Source organism: uncultured Bifidobacterium sp., from assembly GCF_945269915.1.
Classification (GTDB): domain Bacteria; phylum Actinomycetota; class Actinomycetes; order Actinomycetales; family Bifidobacteriaceae; genus Bombiscardovia; species Bombiscardovia indica.
Window position 1 is genome coordinate 1 of record NZ_CALYOY010000037.1, and the last position, 16,487, is coordinate 16,487.

Here is a 16,487-nt window from a genome sequence, read left to right on the forward strand (position 1 = left end):
GTTTTCGGGTTTCCGCAAGGAAACCTTTTTTCATATGGTTTTCCTTGTGTTTCCAACGGTTGACGGGTACTCCGGCGGGTGCCGGTGTCTTGTCAGGATGGTCCAGGACCGTCCGGGATAACCCAGAGCTAGGTTACACGCCCGGGCTGAGGGGTTCAGATTCATATGGCCGCATGGCAATCGGAATTCGGTAGTCATCCATCTCGGATGGCCGGTCTGTCGGAACCAGAATCGTGCAAACCAGGCTCAGACTGGTGACACCTTAGCAAGGAAACTCTTCTTGCCATTCCTCTGCTACGTGCGTTTCTGCGATTCCATCTATCCGGTTACGGCTGCTCTCCTCGATCGCACTGGTCAATTGAGCAAGGTGGTTATCCGATAACAGCGATGGGTCCTGGACCATCTTTTTAAGCAACTGCTCTGGTTCTTTGGTCGGATATCGTGATACGAGCGCAGGAACCTCATCGACATCACCAACGTCAACAATGTCTGCGTTATTGATGACTCTGATCTGTCCGTCTCGATACACCTCAGCAGCTAATATCGCCAAATAGAGGGCTTGAGCTTCTTCACTCGACTTCTTCTGCCGCTTTATGCTCAATGCGGTACCAGTTCCTACCCCTGCCCACTATCTGTATCTTCATGCTCAGAAGAAGATAGGGACTGATGATCCCGCTGTTCATACGTGTGCGAAGTCGAGCCCATTTTGCACAAACGAACGGCTTCCCTTTGTCTCCCCACCGCTCCGTGAGACAAGGAAAAACGAGTCCCACAACAGCCGCGGCCGCTATTGCAGAGATTCCCGCAAAAGCGTCTGGTTTATAGACGATGTACGGCAATCTTCTGTCGAAATATACTGATCCGCAGTAGCATCGCTGACTCTGAACCATCCTCTTCATCAGACATAAACCCAGCACTCTCTTGCAAGCTCCCATCAGCGCCAAAAGAGTCGAATGTAAGTAAACCGACCTCGCGGTTAAATCCCGGTCTTAAAGACGAATCGCCCCATTCCATGGCACCATCAATTATCGGCATAGGGCAATATTGTTCTTGGGCTTCTCGCTTCCTCAGCTTTGCAAAACTCGTTACAACTATGGATTCCCCCTGATGTTCAAAATCATGTAAAGTGCACCAAATTACAGACCTCTACCAAACGCTGCAAGCAAACCCCACCCCAGAATTCACACAGCAGTTCTCAATCCAATGTTAGATTTTGTGAGGTATGTCATAGGACAGTATGCTCTTAATCACACTGATTTCAATGGGTCGCGGAGAATCTCGGCAATATCATGAACATGTAAGCACACAAAACCGAACATGGGATGTGAAGATAGATGTCGAAGATAAATGCCGCCGACAAGATGGTCAAGGTCATGGAGGCCTGGGGAATTGACAACGTCTATGGGCTGCCAGGGGACTCGGTCGATACCACGGTCGAGGCGCTCTACCGCGAGCGCGACAAGGTCAAGTTCACCCAGGTCAGGCATGAGGAAGTGGCGGCCCTGTCTGCTGCGGCCCATGCCAAGCTGACCGGGAGGGTGGGCGTCTGCCTATCCATCGGTGGCCCCGGGGCCATCCATATGCTCAACGGACTCTACGATGCCAAGATGGACCATGTGCCCGTGGTGGCCATCCTCGGTCAGATCCAGTCCCACCTGCTCAACACCGGATACTTCCAAGAGGTCGATACACCCAAGCTCTTCGATGACGTGGCGGTCTACAACAAGCTGGTCACCAGCCCCGAAACCCTGCCCGCCATCATGGATGAGGCCATCCGCATGGCCTACCTCCACCAGGGTGTGGCCGTCCTGACCATCCCCGACGACGTGCCCGACCATAAGATCGAGGACTCCTTCAGGCCCACTGCCGACCAGTACCATCCCAGCCGGCCGCAGATCAACGATGCCGACATCGACAAGGCCCTGGCCATGATCGCCAAGGCCGAGAAGCCCGTCGTCTTCTTCGGGGTCGGTGCCAAGGGTGCCCGGACCGAGGCCAAGGAGTTCGTGGAGAAGTACTCCATCCCATTCATCCAGACCATGCCGGCCAAGGGAATCATCGACGACAGCCACCCCAACGCCTTGGGCCAGGTGGGCAAGTTGGGCACCAAGCCGGCCTATGAGGCCATGTTCGATGCCGACCTCCTGATCCTGGTGGGCACCGACTATCCCTACGCTCCTTATATCAACCACAGGATCCCGGCCATCCAGATAGACCTGGAGGCCACCAGGATCGGTCACCGCCACAACATCGACCTGGGCATCGTGGCCGATGCCAAGTCGGCCCTGGCCCTGCTGAACAAGCGCGGCCAGGCAGTGCCCGAACGCCCCTTCCTGGCCGCCTGCAGGAAGAACATGCAGACCTGGCGCAAGTGGATGGATGACGTGGTCACCAAGTCCCACACCGGGGTCCTGCCCTCGCGCACCTTCCGCAAGATGAGCGAGGTAGCCCCCGACAATACGGTCTGGTCCATCGACGTGGGCACCTCGACCTCCTTCGGCGCCCGGTTCATCGACGTCAAGGACACCCAGAAGTACATCATCTCGGCCTGGCTGGGCACCATGGGCTGCGCCCTGCCCGGGGCGATCGCCTCGAAAACCGATATGCCGGACCGGCCCGTCTACGCGGTCTGCGGGGACGGGGCCTTCGCCATGGTCATGCAGGACTTCGTCACTGCGGTCAAGTACCAGCTGCCCATGGTGGTCGTGGTTCTCAACAACCACCTCCTGGCCTTCATCGAGTACGAACAGCAGTCCGTGGGCCAGCAGAACTACGGCATCGACCTGGCCGACATCGATTTCGCCAAGTTCGCCGAGGCCTGCGGCGGCATCGGCGTCAACGTCTCGACCGACGAGGAATTCGACCAGGCCATCGAAAAGTACAGGAACCCCGACCGGCCGGTCCTGATCAACGTGGCCGCCTACGACGAGGCCCCCCTGCCCGGCAAGATCGTCTGGGACGAGGCCCAGGGCTACATGCGGTTCGGATTCGACTACTTCAAGGGGAGGTTCCAGATCCCCAAGATGCCACCGCTGCGCGAGATCATGCGCCAGTTCCTCTGATCAGTTCAGGTTCCATCCGATCAGGCCAAAGCCGAATCGATTGCGCCAGGCCCAACCAGGCCGGCCGGGACCTGTCGGAAGGACACCGCCGGCCTGGTTCAGTCGGAGAGCAGCCTGCCCTCCCCGAGGGTCATCAGTCTCCCCGTATGGGCCAGGACCGATGGTCGATGGGAGACGATCAGATAGGCCCGTTCTCCCTGCTGGTCTATCAGGGATCGCAGGACCTTTCCCTCCAGAAGGGCATCCATGTTGCTGGTGGGCTCATCCAGGAGCAGGAGGGATGCCTCACTGAGGAAGGCACGGGCCAGGGCCACCCGTTGCTTCTGCCCCTCGGACAGCTCCGAACCATGGCCGGTCAACACCTGATCGAGACCCTTGGGCAACTTGGCGATCAGGTCATCCAGACAGGCCTGACTGGCGGCCCGCTCTATCTCCTCCCTGGTGGCGGAGGGCCTGGCCAGGGCGATGTTGTCGGCCAGGGTCTCGCTGAAAACGTAGGCGTCCTGGCTGACCAGGGTCTGCCGGGCCCGCAGGTCCGCGGTTCGGATCCTCTCGATGGGCAGTTCCGAAACCGTCAGGTCCCCGGCATCCCTGTCACGGAAACGCATCAGCAGGTCGATCAGGGTGGTTTTACCTGCCCCGTTCTCCCCCTGTATTCCGATCAGGTCGCCCGGCCTGATGTCCAGGTTCAGATCGCGCAGCACCTGCACCGGACCCTGACCCGTCGATTCCTCACCGCGGTCAGGCTCATAGGCGAAGGAGAGACCCTGGGCGTGAGTACCCGTGTACTCCTCAAGGCTGAGTCCGTCGACCACCTCTTCGACCGCGGGTTCCTCGTCCATAATGCCGAAGATCCGACGGGCGGCAGCCAGGGTGGGTTGAAGGCCGGCCCCCAGCCTGGCAACGGGAATCAATGGGCCGAATGAACTCAGGAAACCGACCAGGCCAATCAGGGCGGGGGTCATGCCGATTGTTCCCCGGCCACCCAGGAAGCAGACAAGCAGGGTGAAGACCGCCATGCAGACCAGGGTGACCACCTGGGTGGCCAGATCGTTGTAGAGAGTGTTGCGCGAGGTTTTGCGACGCGCGTCCAGCATGGAATCGGTGGCCGAGTCCAGATTCCTCCTGACCTGGCCGGCCGCCCCGAGCCCCACCAGTTCCCGGCGCCCATCAAGGGTCTCCAGGAGGAGGGATCGCAACCGCCCCTGGGCGATGCGCTCCGCCATGGCCACCCGGAAGGTCGGGGAGGCGCTGGCCAGGGGGATGAGCAGACCGACAACCAGGTAGGAGACCAGGGCCGCCAACCCCATCCAGGGCGATAGGGCAGTCAGGAGGATCAGGTTGAGCAGGGAGGTCAGCAGGGCTATGACGATAGGTGAAAGGGTGTGGGCGTAGAAGATCTCCAGCAGCTCGATGTCGTCGGTCAGAACGGTGACCATGTCGCCCCGTCCGCGCCTGGCCAGTTTGGCGGGTGCCAGTGTGCGCATCTTGTCGAAGACCGTGGTCCGGATATCCCTGAGAACGCTGAAGGCCATCTCATGGTTGTAGTACTGCTCCCCATAGGCCATGACGCCCTTGAGCAGGGCGACCACCACGGCCACCGCAGCCCAAAGGCCCCAGGTTTCGGTCAGCCGTCCCTGCCCGCCGCTCAGCCCTATCAGGGCGGCGGTGGATGCCATGATGCACCAGACCGTGCACAGGTGCCCCAGGGAGCCACACCCTATGGCCCTGGCCTCCGTTCCGGCCAGGGGGCGCATCAGACCGGCCATCCGCCGCATGATGGCAAGACTGCTTCCCTCAGCCAGGGGACCCGCACCTTCGCACCCCGCCGAAGCATGGACCGCCTCATTGACCTGCTTCCCGTCCGCTGCCGTCACCGTTCGACCTCCGGGTCCTCGTATCGTTCCTGTTCTTCCCACTGGGCCGCAAACAGGCCCTTGGCGTTCATGAGCTCGTCGAAGGTTCCGCCTTCCACAAGCCGCCCCCCGTCCAGGAGCAGTATCCGATCGGCCTTGCGCACTCCGGCCAGCCGATGGGTGATGGTGATGACCAGGGCCTGCCGGCCGAGGCCATCCATCAGGTCGGCCAGGGCGGCATCATGCTCCCGATCGACAGCACTGGTGGCCTCATCAAAGATGTAGACCCCGGATCGCCTCAGGAGGCCCCGGGCGATGGACAGCCTCTGCCTCTGCCCGCCGGAGAGGTTGGCGCCGGCCTGGTCCACGGGCGCATCCAACCCACCCGGTCTGTCCAGAAGGTCTATTAGATCAACCTTCTCCAGGGCACTCCTGAGGTCTTCCTCGCCGTATCCGACTCCGGCCGGGTCCAGATTGCTCCTGATGGTCCCGGTGAAGATATGGTCGGTACCTCTGACCACGGTTCCGGAACCTATCATGGTCTCCGCGGACAGGTCCTCCAGTTCGCGGCCCCGGAAGGTAAGGCCCCCCTGATACCCCTGCAACTGTCCGCAGAGGATGGATGCCAGGGTGCTCTTGCCGGATCCTGAAGCTCCGACGATGCCGATATGCCCGCGTTCGGGCAGGTCGAAGGTCAGATCGGTCAGGGCCCTGTACCCATCGGGATAGGAGAACTCCAGGTCGCGGGCGGCCACTCCGCCCTGGGGATCCGGCCAGAGCCCGTCGGCCGGGGCCGGAAGCGAGGTCGCGGCCGAGGATGATGAACCATCCGCACCGTCCCGCCCCGACTCCTGCCGTTCCTGACGAACGGCGGCTATGGCCTTGCCCTGCCGGGCGGCGACCACGGCCGAATGGGCCAGGTAGGTCAGCCTGTGCTCGGCGGCGAAGAGCCTGGATCCAATCGCCACGACCAGGATGGCCGGCAGCAGCCGGGTACGGGGCTGGGACCCATGAACCAGAATCGTCAGGACAGCAGCCAGGATGACCGTGAGATGCACGACCATGTCGGCGTTGATCAGGCTGCGCAGCTGGCCACCCAGGACGGCCATGGTCTGCTTGCGGAATCCTTCGGAGTCCTCGGCCAGCCGATCGGCCTCGGCCTGGTCGGCGTGGAAGATCTTCAGGGTGTCCAGACCGCGCAGGGACTCTTCAAAATGGACCCCGACCTTGTCGTACTTACGCAGGTGGGCCGTCTGGACCTTGGCATTGCGCTTGCTGCCGATCCGCATGGTCGCCGGCATGATCAACATCCCGCACAGGATGGTCATGGCTGCCACCGGGCTGACCGGAAGGAGCACCAACAGGGCAACCGGCATCATCAGAACCGCTTGGAAGAGCATGGGCAGGAAACCCGTGAAGTAGGAGGTCACCCGCTTGACACCCTCGGTGGAGAGCATGGCCAGGCTCTGATGGGACTCCTTGCCTTCGGTGTATCGGCGCCCCCCATCGAACATGGACAGGTAGAGATCCCGGGAGAGGGCCGTATCCATGGAGCTTGCCAGGGATGTGGACAGGCGGCTGGAAGCCAGCAGGCACAATCCCCTGACCATGATGAGGACCAGCAGGCTCAGCCCCAGACGGGTCGGGTCCGCCACGAAGGGAGACAAGAGCCCGGGGACAGGCAGACCCCACAGGGACCCCAGGGCGAAGACCGACACGGCCGCAACCAGTATCTCCGCCAAGGCGCCAAGGGTCTGGAGGAAACCCAACAGGAGGCTGCCGGTCAGACTCGCACCGGGCAGATGCAGGAGTTCCTTGTTGATCATGCTTCTTTCCGCCTACCGTTCTTCATTCCGTCGTTTGTGTGGTGAAGACTAGCAAATCGTCATCAGACTCGGCAATACCCTCGATATGGAAATACTGCGTAGAAGCGTCCCCTCGTACCCTCGTTATGGGATCCGCATGCCGTTGCAGAAATATCTTCACAAAAAGTTCATTGCCAAATTGATAATTATTCCTTTAGACTCATCCCCATCCCCATGATCGACCGGGATGGACTCGGGTCGGACTGCTCAGGGCGGGCCAAGACGCACGAAACCCGGCTTTTCCGACCGAAGTACCGATAAGATGCCCTGGACGGTCCGGATGCCCTATTCGACAGATCAGACGATCGCCATCCGAAGTCCGGATGGAAGCAAGGACCAGACATGAACTCACTCAAGGCCAAGGACCTCATCAACATCGGCATTTACAGCGCCCTCTACTTTGTCTGTATGGCCCTGGCGACCTTCCTGACAGGTTTCGTGACCGGCCTGATCCTGCCTGGCTTCTCTTCGCTGTTCGTTCCCGGCATCGTCGCCCTGGTGGCCGGCCCTGTGTATATGCTCCTGACCGACAGGGTTCCCCGGTTCGGCGCCATCACGATCATGGGCTTGCTCATGGGCCTCTTCTTCCTGGTCTCCGGACACTTCGCCCTTTCCTTCATTCCCTATGTGGCCTGCGGCTTCCTGGCCGACGTCCTGCAGACGATCGTGGGCAAGGCCCGGTCCAATGGTCTGCGGTACCTGAGCTACCTGATTTTCGCCTTTGGCAGCACCGGACCCGTCATGCCGCTCTGGTTCATGAAGAACGCCTACGTGGCCAGCCTGACCCGGAAGGGCAAGAGCCAGGCCTACATCGACGGTGTCTTCGCCCATATCAGCGGCCCCACCCTGATCGTCTGCGTCTCCGTAACCATCGTCGGGGCCCTCCTCGGAGCCTGGACCGGCACCATGATCGTCAACCGTCACTTCGCGAGGACCCCAGCCGAGGCATGAGCAGGATATCGGTCTACACCAAGTTCTTCCTGATTGTCTTCGCCAACGGGTTGCTCTTCTTCACCCTGCCCGATCCCCTGGTCCTGGCCATCACCCTCTACTTCTGCAGTTTCCAGTTCGTGGATGGGCGAATCGAACGAGGTTGGCACTGGGTTTGCATCACCGCGGTGTTCGCGGTTGGCACCTACCTGGCCTACCTGACCCCTGATAATCTCATAGGCCATTATGTGCTCTTCTTTTTCGTGGGCCTGGGCAAGCTCCTGCCCGTAGTGGTCGTGGGGGCTTACATATCAGGGACCACCAAGGTGTCCGAACTGATCTGCACCCTGCGGCGCCTGCATGTGCCCCAGTGGATCGTCATCCCCCTCAGTGTCCTCTTCCGGTTCTTCCCCACCATCCGCAACGACTACCGGCAGATCAGGATGGCCATGAAGTTCAGGGGGATCGCCACCACCACCGGCGACATGTTCCGGCATCCCGTCAGGACCATGGAGTTCATCTACGTCCCCCTCCTCAACAACGCCACCAATGTCGCCACGGACCTGGCCTCGGCCTCGCTGACCAGGGGACTGACCGACCCAGGACCGAAGACCTCCCTGATACAGGTACGATTCACCCTGCTCGATGCCTCCATGTGTCTCATGGGACTGATCCTGATGGGAGGTGCCCTCTATGTTGTCATGTGACCAGGTGACCTTCACCTATGAGGAGGCGGGCCGTCCTTCGATCCGGGAGGTGAACGCCCGGGCCGACAGGGGAACCCTGCTGGTCGTGACCGGCAAGAGCGGATGCGGCAAGACCACCCTCTCGCGAATCATCAACGGCCTGGTTCCCGAACTGTACGAGGGAAGGCTGGAGGGGCACTGCCTCCTGGAGGGAGAGGAGACGACCTCACAGCCCATCCATCTGCTCTCCAGACGTGTCGGCTCCGTCTTCCAAAACCCCAAGACCCAGTTTTTCACCACCGACGTCCGCAGTGAACTGGCCTTCCCCCTGGAGAACATGGGTGTGGATCGAGAGGGGATCCGCGAGCGCCTGGACCAGGTGAGCGAACTCTTCGGAATCGGCCACCTGCTGGACCGCAGCATGTTCGCCTTATCAGGAGGAGAAAAGCAGACGGTCGCCATAGCCTCCTCCTGCATGGCCGATCCCGACCTGCTCCTCCTGGATGAGCCCTCCAGCAACCTGGACGTGGAGGCCATCGAGGCCCTGCGGGCAATCCTGGACAAGCTCAAGGGACTGGGCATGACCATGGTCGTGATCGAGCATCGGCTCTACTACCTGGATGGGCTGGCAGACGACTTCCTCATCCTGCAGGATGGTCGGGTGGTGGACCATCTGACCCCGTCGGCCATGCGGAATCTCGACAGGGAACGTCGCGAAGGAATGGGCGTGCGAGCCCTCCGACTGGATGAAAGCTCCAAGACCGCAACCCCAGAGGAGGAAGGAGGGCCCGGACTGGACGCGTCCCGGTCCGGGCAGGAAGCCCTCCTGCGCATACGCAACCTGACCTACTCCTACCGCAAAGGCGAAGAAAAGGCCTTGCAGGTGGATGACCTCACCCTGTCCAGCAGGGATATCACCGGAGTCATAGGCCATAACGGAGCCGGCAAAAGCACCTTCGCCAACCTCCTGACCGGACTGCTCAAACCAGACCACGACCAGACCCGGTTCACCTTGGATGGCAAGCCCCAGACCGCCAAGGAACGGCTGGCCGACTCCTATATGGTCTTCCAGGATGTGAACTATCAACTCTTCTGCGAGACCGTAGGAAAGGAGATACTCCTGGGTGCCAGACGGAAGGACCTCTTCGACGAGGTTGCCTCACGTCTGGACCTGGAGCACCTGCTGAAACGGCACCCCAACACCCTCTCCGGCGGGGAGAAGCAGCGCGTGGCCATTGCGGCCGCCATCCTGTCCGGCAAGCGTCTGGTGGTCCTGGACGAACCGACCAGCGGCCTGGACCTGCTCCATATGAACCAGGTGACCGAGATGATCCGCTACATGCGCTCCCTGGGGGTCATGGTGGTCGTCATCTCGCACGACCAGGAGTTCCTGGAACAGACCTGCCAACGGTTCATCACCTTCCGCGAGGGCCGGCCGGTCCGGGACAGCCCCGAACTGGGTGACCTCCTCCAGGCTCTCTGACCCCTTGCAAGGTCTGTGAAAGATGGTTTGTCCGACAGGCGATTCTCGTCGGTCACAGGCCGGCAAGGCGTATAGAGTAGAGGAAAACGTGATATCGGGGGGTGTCCGTTTGCCGGACCACCCCGACCTCCGGACCGGGCGGCCATGAAAGGACATGATGGGGTATATCGACGTCATCGGAGAGACGAAGCGGTATGTGACCGGCGAAACGACCATCGTGGCCAATAACGACGTCACCTTCTCCATCGAAGAGGGGGAACTGGTCGTCATCCTCGGGGCCTCGGGGGCGGGCAAGTCGACGATTCTGAACATTCTTGGCGGAATGGACACCTGCAACGAGGGGCAGGTGATCGTGGATGGCAAGGACATCGCCGGCTACGATGCCAGGCAGCTGACCACCTACCGCCGCTATGACGTGGGGTTCGTCTTCCAGTTCTACAACCTGGTGGCCAACCTGACGGCCCGGGAGAACGTGGAACTGGCCTCGGAGATCGTGGACCATGCCGCCGACCCGGTCCAGACACTGATCGACGTGGGGCTGGGCGACCGGATCGACAACTTCCCCGCCCAGCTTTCCGGCGGGGAGCAGCAGCGCGTGGCCATCGCCCGGGCCGTGGCCAAGAACCCCAAGATCCTCCTGTGCGACGAGCCCACCGGGGCCCTGGACTATCGGACCGGCAAGCAGGTGCTGCGCATCCTCCAGGATCAGTGCCGCAAGAACGGCGCCACCGTGGTCATCGTCACCCACAACGCCGCCATCGCCCCCATCGCCGACCGGGTCATCCGTATGCACGACGCCCGGGTGCAGAGCGTCGAGACCAACAGCCATCCCGAAGACATCGAAAACCTGGAGTGGTGAGGATGCGGACGGGCAGGAAGGTGCTCTGGCACGACATCCGGGTCTCCTTCCGCAAATCCCTGGGGCGGTTCATCTCCATCGTCTGCCTGGTGGCCCTGGGATCCTTCGCCCTGGTCGGGTTGAGCGTGACCGGACCGGACATGCGCCAGGCGGGCAACACCTACCTGTCCGGACACCACCTGGCCGACCTCACGGTCATCAGCAGCTACGGGCTGGACCGGGAGGACCGCAAGGCCATCGACACCACCCCGGGCAGTTCGGGAATCGAATACGGTTACCTCAAGGATGTGGTCCTGAAAGGCAGCGACCGGAGTCTGCGCATCTATTCGGCCCCCAAGCGAATCTCCACCTACGAGCAGGTGGATGGCTCCATGCCCACCAAGCCGGACCAGGTGGCGGTAGATACGGCCCTGGCCGAGGACCACCCCATCGGCACCAGCATCGAGGTCGACGAGAAGGCCGACCAGCTGGGGCGGACGGTGCTCAGGCACCACAGGCTGTGGGTGGTGGGGACGGTCAAGTCGACCGAGATCCTGAGCAAGGTCAACATGGGCCCCTCCACGGCCGGGTCCGGATCCCTGGATTCCTATGCCGTAGCCACTCCTGGCGCCTTCGATTCGGACGAGTACATGATCGCCCGCCTGACCTTCAAGGACCTGGACCGAATCCAGGATCACTATTCCGACCGCTACATCCAGGCCCTGCAGGGCCACAAGGATTCCCTGAACCGAATACTGGCAGGCCGCCCCACCGCAAGGCTGGCCGCCGTCAAGCGTCCCCTCCAGGACCAGCTGACCAAAGGGCAGGCCCAGGTGGACCAGGCCCGGCAGCAACTCGACGGGAACAGACAAGAGCTGGACCAGGCCAGGCAGCAACTGGACCAGGGCGCCCGGGACATCCGGACCGCCAAGGATCAGTTGGCCTCCCAAACCGCCCAGGCCCAGACGGCCATCGACCAGGGCCAGGCCCAGGTGGATCAAGGTGTGCAGGAGCTGGCAAGTAAGCAGTCCCAGTACCAGTCGTCGTCCAATCAGGTGACCCGGGGCAGGCAGCAGGTGGACCAGGGCCAGCAGGCCATCGACCAGGGAGAGGCCAAGCTTGATGCCTCCCAACGGCAGCTGGAGGACGGAAAGTCCAAGGCCGACCAGGCCGTGGCCCAGGCCCAGGCCGCACAGACCCAATCCGGCCAGGCCATAACCCAGATCACGAATCAGATTCGCTTCATTGACACCCAGTTGGCCGCCCCTGGCCTGAGTCCCCAGCAGCAAGAGGAACTGAACCGGCAGAAGACCGGTCTCCAGACCCGGCTTGGTGAACTCAACCGGCAGGCGCAGCAGATCGATGCCCTGGTGGCCCAGGCGCAGAACGGCCGCGACACCTTCATGACCAACCAGTACACTCCCGGCATGGCCCAGATCACCGCGGCCCAAAAGGAGTTGGATGGACGCCGCCAGGACCTGGCCCAGGCCAGATCCCAGGTGGAGGATGGCGAGCGCCGTCTCTCCCGGGCCAAGGGCCAGTTGGACCAGGCCTCCGCCCAGCTGGACCAGGGCAGGGCCAGGCTTGACCAGGCCAGGCAGACCCTGGCCACCACCCGCGCCTCGGCCCAGGGGCAGATCGACCAGGGAGAGACCACCCTGGATCAACACAGGGCGGAATACCAGACCAAACTGGACCAGTTCAACCGTGAAAGCCCCCAGGCCCAGAAGAAGATCGATGATGCACAGAAGGAGCTGAACAGATCGGCCGACCAGCTGAGTCGCCTGGAGCAGCCCGTCTACGCCCTGGACTCCCGGAGGGAGGCCCCCGGATCGGAGGGGTACAAGGTCTACGCCTCCGTCTCCTACATCGTGGATTCCCTGGCCAGGATCTTCCCCTACTTCATGTACCTGGTGGCCGCCCTGGTCACCTTCACGACCATGACCCGCTTCGTCGACGAGGAGCGGATCAACGCCGGCACCCTCAAAGCCCTGGGCTACCGGGACCGGGACGTCATGGCCAAGTTCCTGGTCTACGGCGGGGTGGCCTCGGCCCTGGGCGCCCTCCTGGGCATCGTCACCGGCCACACCCTCCTGCCCTGGATCGTGTACCGGGCCTATGACCATGCCTTCGACCTGCCGCAGATCCACTATGGTTTCCACTGGCCGATCACCCTCCTGGCCTGCGTCCTGGCCACCCTCAGCGCCGTGGTCCCCGCCTTCCTGAGCGCCTACAGGGAACTGCGCGAGAAGCCATCAGCCCTCCTCCTGCCCAAGCCGCCCAGCGCCGGGTCGAAGATCCTCCTGGAGCACATCCCGCTGATATGGAACCGGCTCAGCTTCACCCACAAGGTCACCGCCCGGAACATCTTCCGCTACAAGCAGCGCATGCTGATGACCATCTTCGGGGTCTGCGGTTCGGTGGCCCTCCTGATGACCGGGTTCGGCGTGCAGGGGTCCATATCGGCCATCAACGAGCACCAGTTCGGCCAGGTCATCCGCTACGACCTGATCGCCGCAGAGAACAGCCAGGCCACCGCCGATCAGCGCGCCTCCATCAGGAAGCGGCTGGAGAAGGCCGACGTGCGCCGGTCACTGAACGTCCACTATGAAGAGATGAGCAAGACCGCCGGCCACAACGCAGACAAGCAATCCATCACGATGATCGCCCCCACCCGGCCCGGTCAGCTGGGCGACTTCATCCATCTGGATACCCGCTCGGGCCACAGGCCCCTGACCCTGACGGGGAACGGGGTGGTCATCTCCGAACGGATCGCCCAGCTGACCGGAACCCGGACCGGCGGCACAATCACCCTGCAGGACTCGGACGGCAGGGACAGGACCATGCGGGTGGACGGGATCTGCGAGATGTACCTGGGCCACTTCGTCTTCATGGGTCCCACCGCCTACAGGACCATCTTCCACCAGGAATTCTCACCCAACGCCCACCTGGTCACCTTCAAGGATTCCAGCGTGGAGAACACCAGGAAACAGGCCGCCTCCTTCATGCGGATCGATGGGATCCAGGGCGTGGTGCAGAACACGACCCTGATGGGTCAGATAGACACGGTGGTCAGGTCCCTCAACATGATCATGCAGGTGCTGATCATCGTGGCCACCCTCCTGGCCCTGGTCATCCTCTACAACCTGACCAACCTGAACGTGGAGGAACGGATAAGGGAGCTGAGCACCATCAAGGTGCTGGGCTTCTACGACCGCGAGGTGACCATGTACATCTACCGGGAGACCATCCTCCTCTCGGCCATCGGGGTCCTGGCCGGCTACGGGTTCGGGGCCTGGCTCCACCACTACATCATCACCACCGTGCCGCCCGACAATGTCATGTTCGACCCCTCCATCAAGTGGGTGGCCTTCGCCGTGCCCCTGGTCATGATCGTCATCATCACGGCCGGCCTGGGGTGGATGGTCAACCGCAAACTCAAGCATGTGGACATGCTGGAAGCCTTGAAATCCGTGGATTAGGAAATTCCCAGCCTTCACACACCCTGATGGCGTATGCTTGCACTTCAAGAGTCTGAGCCAGTCACAATCCGAGAAGCGGGGAATCACAGTGCTGCAGATCGAACATGTCTCCAAACAGTACAGGACCGGTGATTTCGTCCAGCAGGCTCTGGACGATGTCAGCGTCAATCTGCGCGACAACGAATTCGTGGCCATTTTGGGCCCCTCCGGGTCGGGCAAGACCACCCTGCTCAACATCATCGGCGGACTCGACCGGTACGACAGCGGCGACCTGGTCATCAACGGGACCTCCACCCGGAAGTACAAGGACCGGGACTGGGACTCCTACCGCAACCACACGGTCGGCTTCGTCTTCCAGAGCTATAACCTGATCCCCCACCAGACCATCCTCTCCAATGTGGAACTTGCCCTGACCATATCGGGGGTCTCCCGGCAGGAACGGCGCACCAGGGCCGTCGAGGCCCTGGAACAGGTGGGCTTGGGTGAACACGTCAACAAGCGGCCCAACCAACTCTCCGGTGGCCAGATGCAGCGTGTGGCCATCGCCCGCGCCCTGGTCAACAACCCCGGCATCCTCCTGGCCGACGAGCCCACCGGGGCCCTGGATTCCGACACATCGGTCCAGATCATGGACCTGCTCAAGGAGGTGGCCAAGGACCGTCTGGTCGTCATGGTCACCCACAATCCAGAACTGGCCCACCAGTACGCCACACGAATCGTGGAGCTGCACGACGGTGTCATCACCAGCGACTCCAACCCGGTGACCGACCAGGAGATCCCCAAGGAGGAGGCGCAACACCGCACCTTCGGCAAGGCCTCCATGGGACTCCTGACCTCCCTCTCCCTGAGCTTCAACAACCTGCGGACCAAGAAGGCCCGGACCCTTCTCACCTCCTTCGCCGGATCCATCGGCATCATAGGCATCGCCCTGATCCTGTCCGTGTCCACCGGAGTGAACCGGTATATCGACAACATCCAGCGCGAGACCATGACCTCCTACCCCATCACCATCCAGGAGCAGTCCTTCGACCTGAACAAAATCATGGACACGGCCCAGGAATCCGAGAAGGAGGCCAAGGCCCACAAGGACCACAGGGCCATCTACCCGGATGATTCCAGCATCAAGGGCGCCTCCAGCCTGACCAGCAGCATCACCCGGAACAACCTGTCGGACTTCAAGAAGTACCTGGACGACCCCAAGAGCGAAATCCACCAGTACGTGGGGTCGGTCGGAATCCAGTACTCCTACGCCACCAAGTTCGCTGTTTTCGGGCACGACCCGGATGGGAAGCTGGTCTCCGCCGACAAGGTGACCATGAACGGGCAGGACACCAGCTCCACGGCCAGCCAGATGGCCTCGACCAACACCGACAGCGACATGGGAGACATCCAGTCCAGGCAGATGTCGTACCTGACCGGCAGGACCGATAAGAACAAGGCTCCCGAAATCTTCGGGGAGATCATGCCCGGGCCGGATTCCAAAACCTCCATCAGCAAGGTGGTGACCGACAACTACAAGGTGGTCGACGGCACCTGGCCCAAGGACAAGAACCAGGTGGTCCTGGTGCTGGACAAGAACAACCAGATTCCCGTCACCAGCCTCTACAAGCTGGGCATCCTCCCCTCCAGCCAGTACTCGGACATGATGAGCAAACTCAACAGCGGCCAGGAGGTCAAGACCGACACCAAGCCCATCGACTACTCCAAGGCCTTGGAGCAGAAGCTCTCCCTGGTCCCTGCCTCCGACCAGTACGCCAAAGGGGAAGACGGCCACTACCGCTACATCGGCGACAATGCCGACGAGATGGCCAAGGCGGCCGACCATGCCATGCACCTGCAGATCGTCGGGGTCGTCCGGCCCAACGAGGGGGCCAAGGCCACCCCACTCAAGACCGGCGTCGGATACACCCGGGAATTGACCGACTACCTGATCGATCAGGCCAAGGCCAGCCCCATCGTCACCGACCAGGAGGCGGACCAGGGCCACAGCGTCCTGAACGGAATGTCCTTCGCCCCCTCGGACGACGCAGCCAAGGCCAATGACACCAAGGCCTACATCGCCTCCCTGGGGGTCAGCCAGAAGGCCAACATGGCCCAGGGCATCATGAGGGGTTCAGCCGCCGGAGCCCAGGGCGCCCAGGGACAGGGCGGAGCTCCAGGTGCTGCCGGGCAGGGCGGAGCCGGAGCCCAGGGTACAGCCGTGCCGCAGGGAGCCGCCGCAGCGGCGCAGGCCGGGCAGGCTGGTGCCTCGAGTGCCATGGCCGAACAGCAGACCGCCCAGGCCT

At 62.0% G+C, this 16,487-nt stretch carries 10 protein-coding genes; 7 read left to right on the forward strand and 3 right to left on the reverse strand.

Annotated elements, in window-relative coordinates:
• Positions 1 to 262 precede the first annotated feature (262 nt).
• Positions 263 to 601: a hypothetical protein gene (locus Q0K62_RS06935; RefSeq protein ID WP_297317248.1), complete on the reverse strand. Its 339-nt coding sequence runs from the start codon at positions 599 to 601 to the stop codon at positions 263 to 265.
• Positions 602 to 1,334: 733 nt separating this feature from the next.
• On the opposite strand from Q0K62_RS06935, the gene Q0K62_RS06940 reads away from it, so the two are divergent.
• A complete protein-coding gene (locus Q0K62_RS06940; protein ID WP_297317249.1) occupies positions 1,335 to 3,062 on the forward strand; it encodes a pyruvate oxidase in 1,728 nt (575 codons plus the stop codon).
• A 98-nt stretch (positions 3,063 to 3,160) separates the two neighbouring features.
• On the opposite strand, the gene Q0K62_RS06945 is transcribed toward Q0K62_RS06940, so the two are convergent.
• Together Q0K62_RS06945 and Q0K62_RS06950 are read right to left on the reverse strand one after the other, a co-directional pair.
• The gene (locus Q0K62_RS06945) at positions 3,161 to 4,939 is read right to left on the reverse strand and encodes an ABC transporter ATP-binding protein (RefSeq protein WP_297317250.1); all 1,779 of its coding nucleotides are present in this window, start codon (positions 4,937 to 4,939) and stop codon (positions 3,161 to 3,163) included.
• Entirely contained in the window at positions 4,936 to 6,744 is a 1,809-nt protein-coding gene (locus tag Q0K62_RS06950) for an ATP-binding cassette domain-containing protein (protein WP_297317251.1), read from the reverse strand. The genes Q0K62_RS06945 and Q0K62_RS06950 overlap by 4 nt, the downstream gene beginning before the upstream one ends.
• A gap of 381 nt (positions 6,745 to 7,125) precedes the next feature.
• Here Q0K62_RS06950 and Q0K62_RS06955 point away from each other — a divergent pair, with 381 nt between their 5' ends.
• The 6 genes from Q0K62_RS06955 to Q0K62_RS06980 all read left to right on the forward strand — a co-directional run.
• Complete coding sequence (locus Q0K62_RS06955) at positions 7,126 to 7,734, forward strand: MptD family putative ECF transporter S component (protein WP_297317252.1); 609 nt, start codon at positions 7,126 to 7,128, stop codon at positions 7,732 to 7,734.
• Entirely contained in the window at positions 7,731 to 8,420 is a 690-nt protein-coding gene (locus Q0K62_RS06960) for an energy-coupling factor transporter transmembrane component T (protein ID WP_297317253.1), read from the forward strand. The genes Q0K62_RS06955 and Q0K62_RS06960 overlap by 4 nt, the downstream gene beginning before the upstream one ends.
• Positions 8,407 to 9,882, forward strand: a complete 1,476-nt coding sequence (locus Q0K62_RS06965; protein WP_297317254.1) for an ABC transporter ATP-binding protein — start codon at positions 8,407 to 8,409, stop codon at positions 9,880 to 9,882. Before Q0K62_RS06960 ends, Q0K62_RS06965 begins: the two co-directional genes overlap by 14 nt.
• A 157-nt stretch (positions 9,883 to 10,039) precedes the next feature.
• The gene (locus tag Q0K62_RS06970) at positions 10,040 to 10,741 is read left to right on the forward strand and encodes an ABC transporter ATP-binding protein (RefSeq protein ID WP_297317255.1); all 702 of its coding nucleotides are present in this window, start codon (positions 10,040 to 10,042) and stop codon (positions 10,739 to 10,741) included.
• Between the two features lie 2 nt (positions 10,742 to 10,743).
• The gene (locus tag Q0K62_RS06975; protein ID WP_297317256.1) at positions 10,744 to 14,202 is read left to right on the forward strand and encodes an FtsX-like permease family protein; all 3,459 of its coding nucleotides are present in this window, start codon (positions 10,744 to 10,746) and stop codon (positions 14,200 to 14,202) included.
• An 88-nt stretch (positions 14,203 to 14,290) separates the two neighbouring features.
• On the forward strand, positions 14,291 to 16,487 hold a 2,197-nt coding region (locus Q0K62_RS06980), incomplete at its 3' end, for an ABC transporter ATP-binding protein (RefSeq protein ID WP_297317257.1).

Bases quoted from the DNA above. Each gene is read 5' to 3' on its own strand.
- Q0K62_RS06940 (WP_297317249.1), top strand. From the start codon at position 1,335: ATGTCGAAGATAAATGCCGCCGACAAGATGGTCAAGGTCATGGAGGCC.
- Q0K62_RS06950 (WP_297317251.1), bottom strand. From the start codon at position 6,744: ATGATCAACAAGGAACTCCTGCATCTGCCCGGTGCGAGTCTGACCGGC.
- Q0K62_RS06955 (WP_297317252.1), top strand. From the start codon at position 7,126: ATGAACTCACTCAAGGCCAAGGACCTCATCAACATCGGCATTTACAGC.
- Q0K62_RS06960 (WP_297317253.1), top strand. From the start codon at position 7,731: ATGAGCAGGATATCGGTCTACACCAAGTTCTTCCTGATTGTCTTCGCC.
- Q0K62_RS06965 (WP_297317254.1), top strand. From the start codon at position 8,407: ATGTTGTCATGTGACCAGGTGACCTTCACCTATGAGGAGGCGGGCCGT.
- Q0K62_RS06970 (WP_297317255.1), top strand. From the start codon at position 10,040: ATGGGGTATATCGACGTCATCGGAGAGACGAAGCGGTATGTGACCGGC.
- Q0K62_RS06975 (WP_297317256.1), top strand. From the start codon at position 10,744: ATGCGGACGGGCAGGAAGGTGCTCTGGCACGACATCCGGGTCTCCTTC.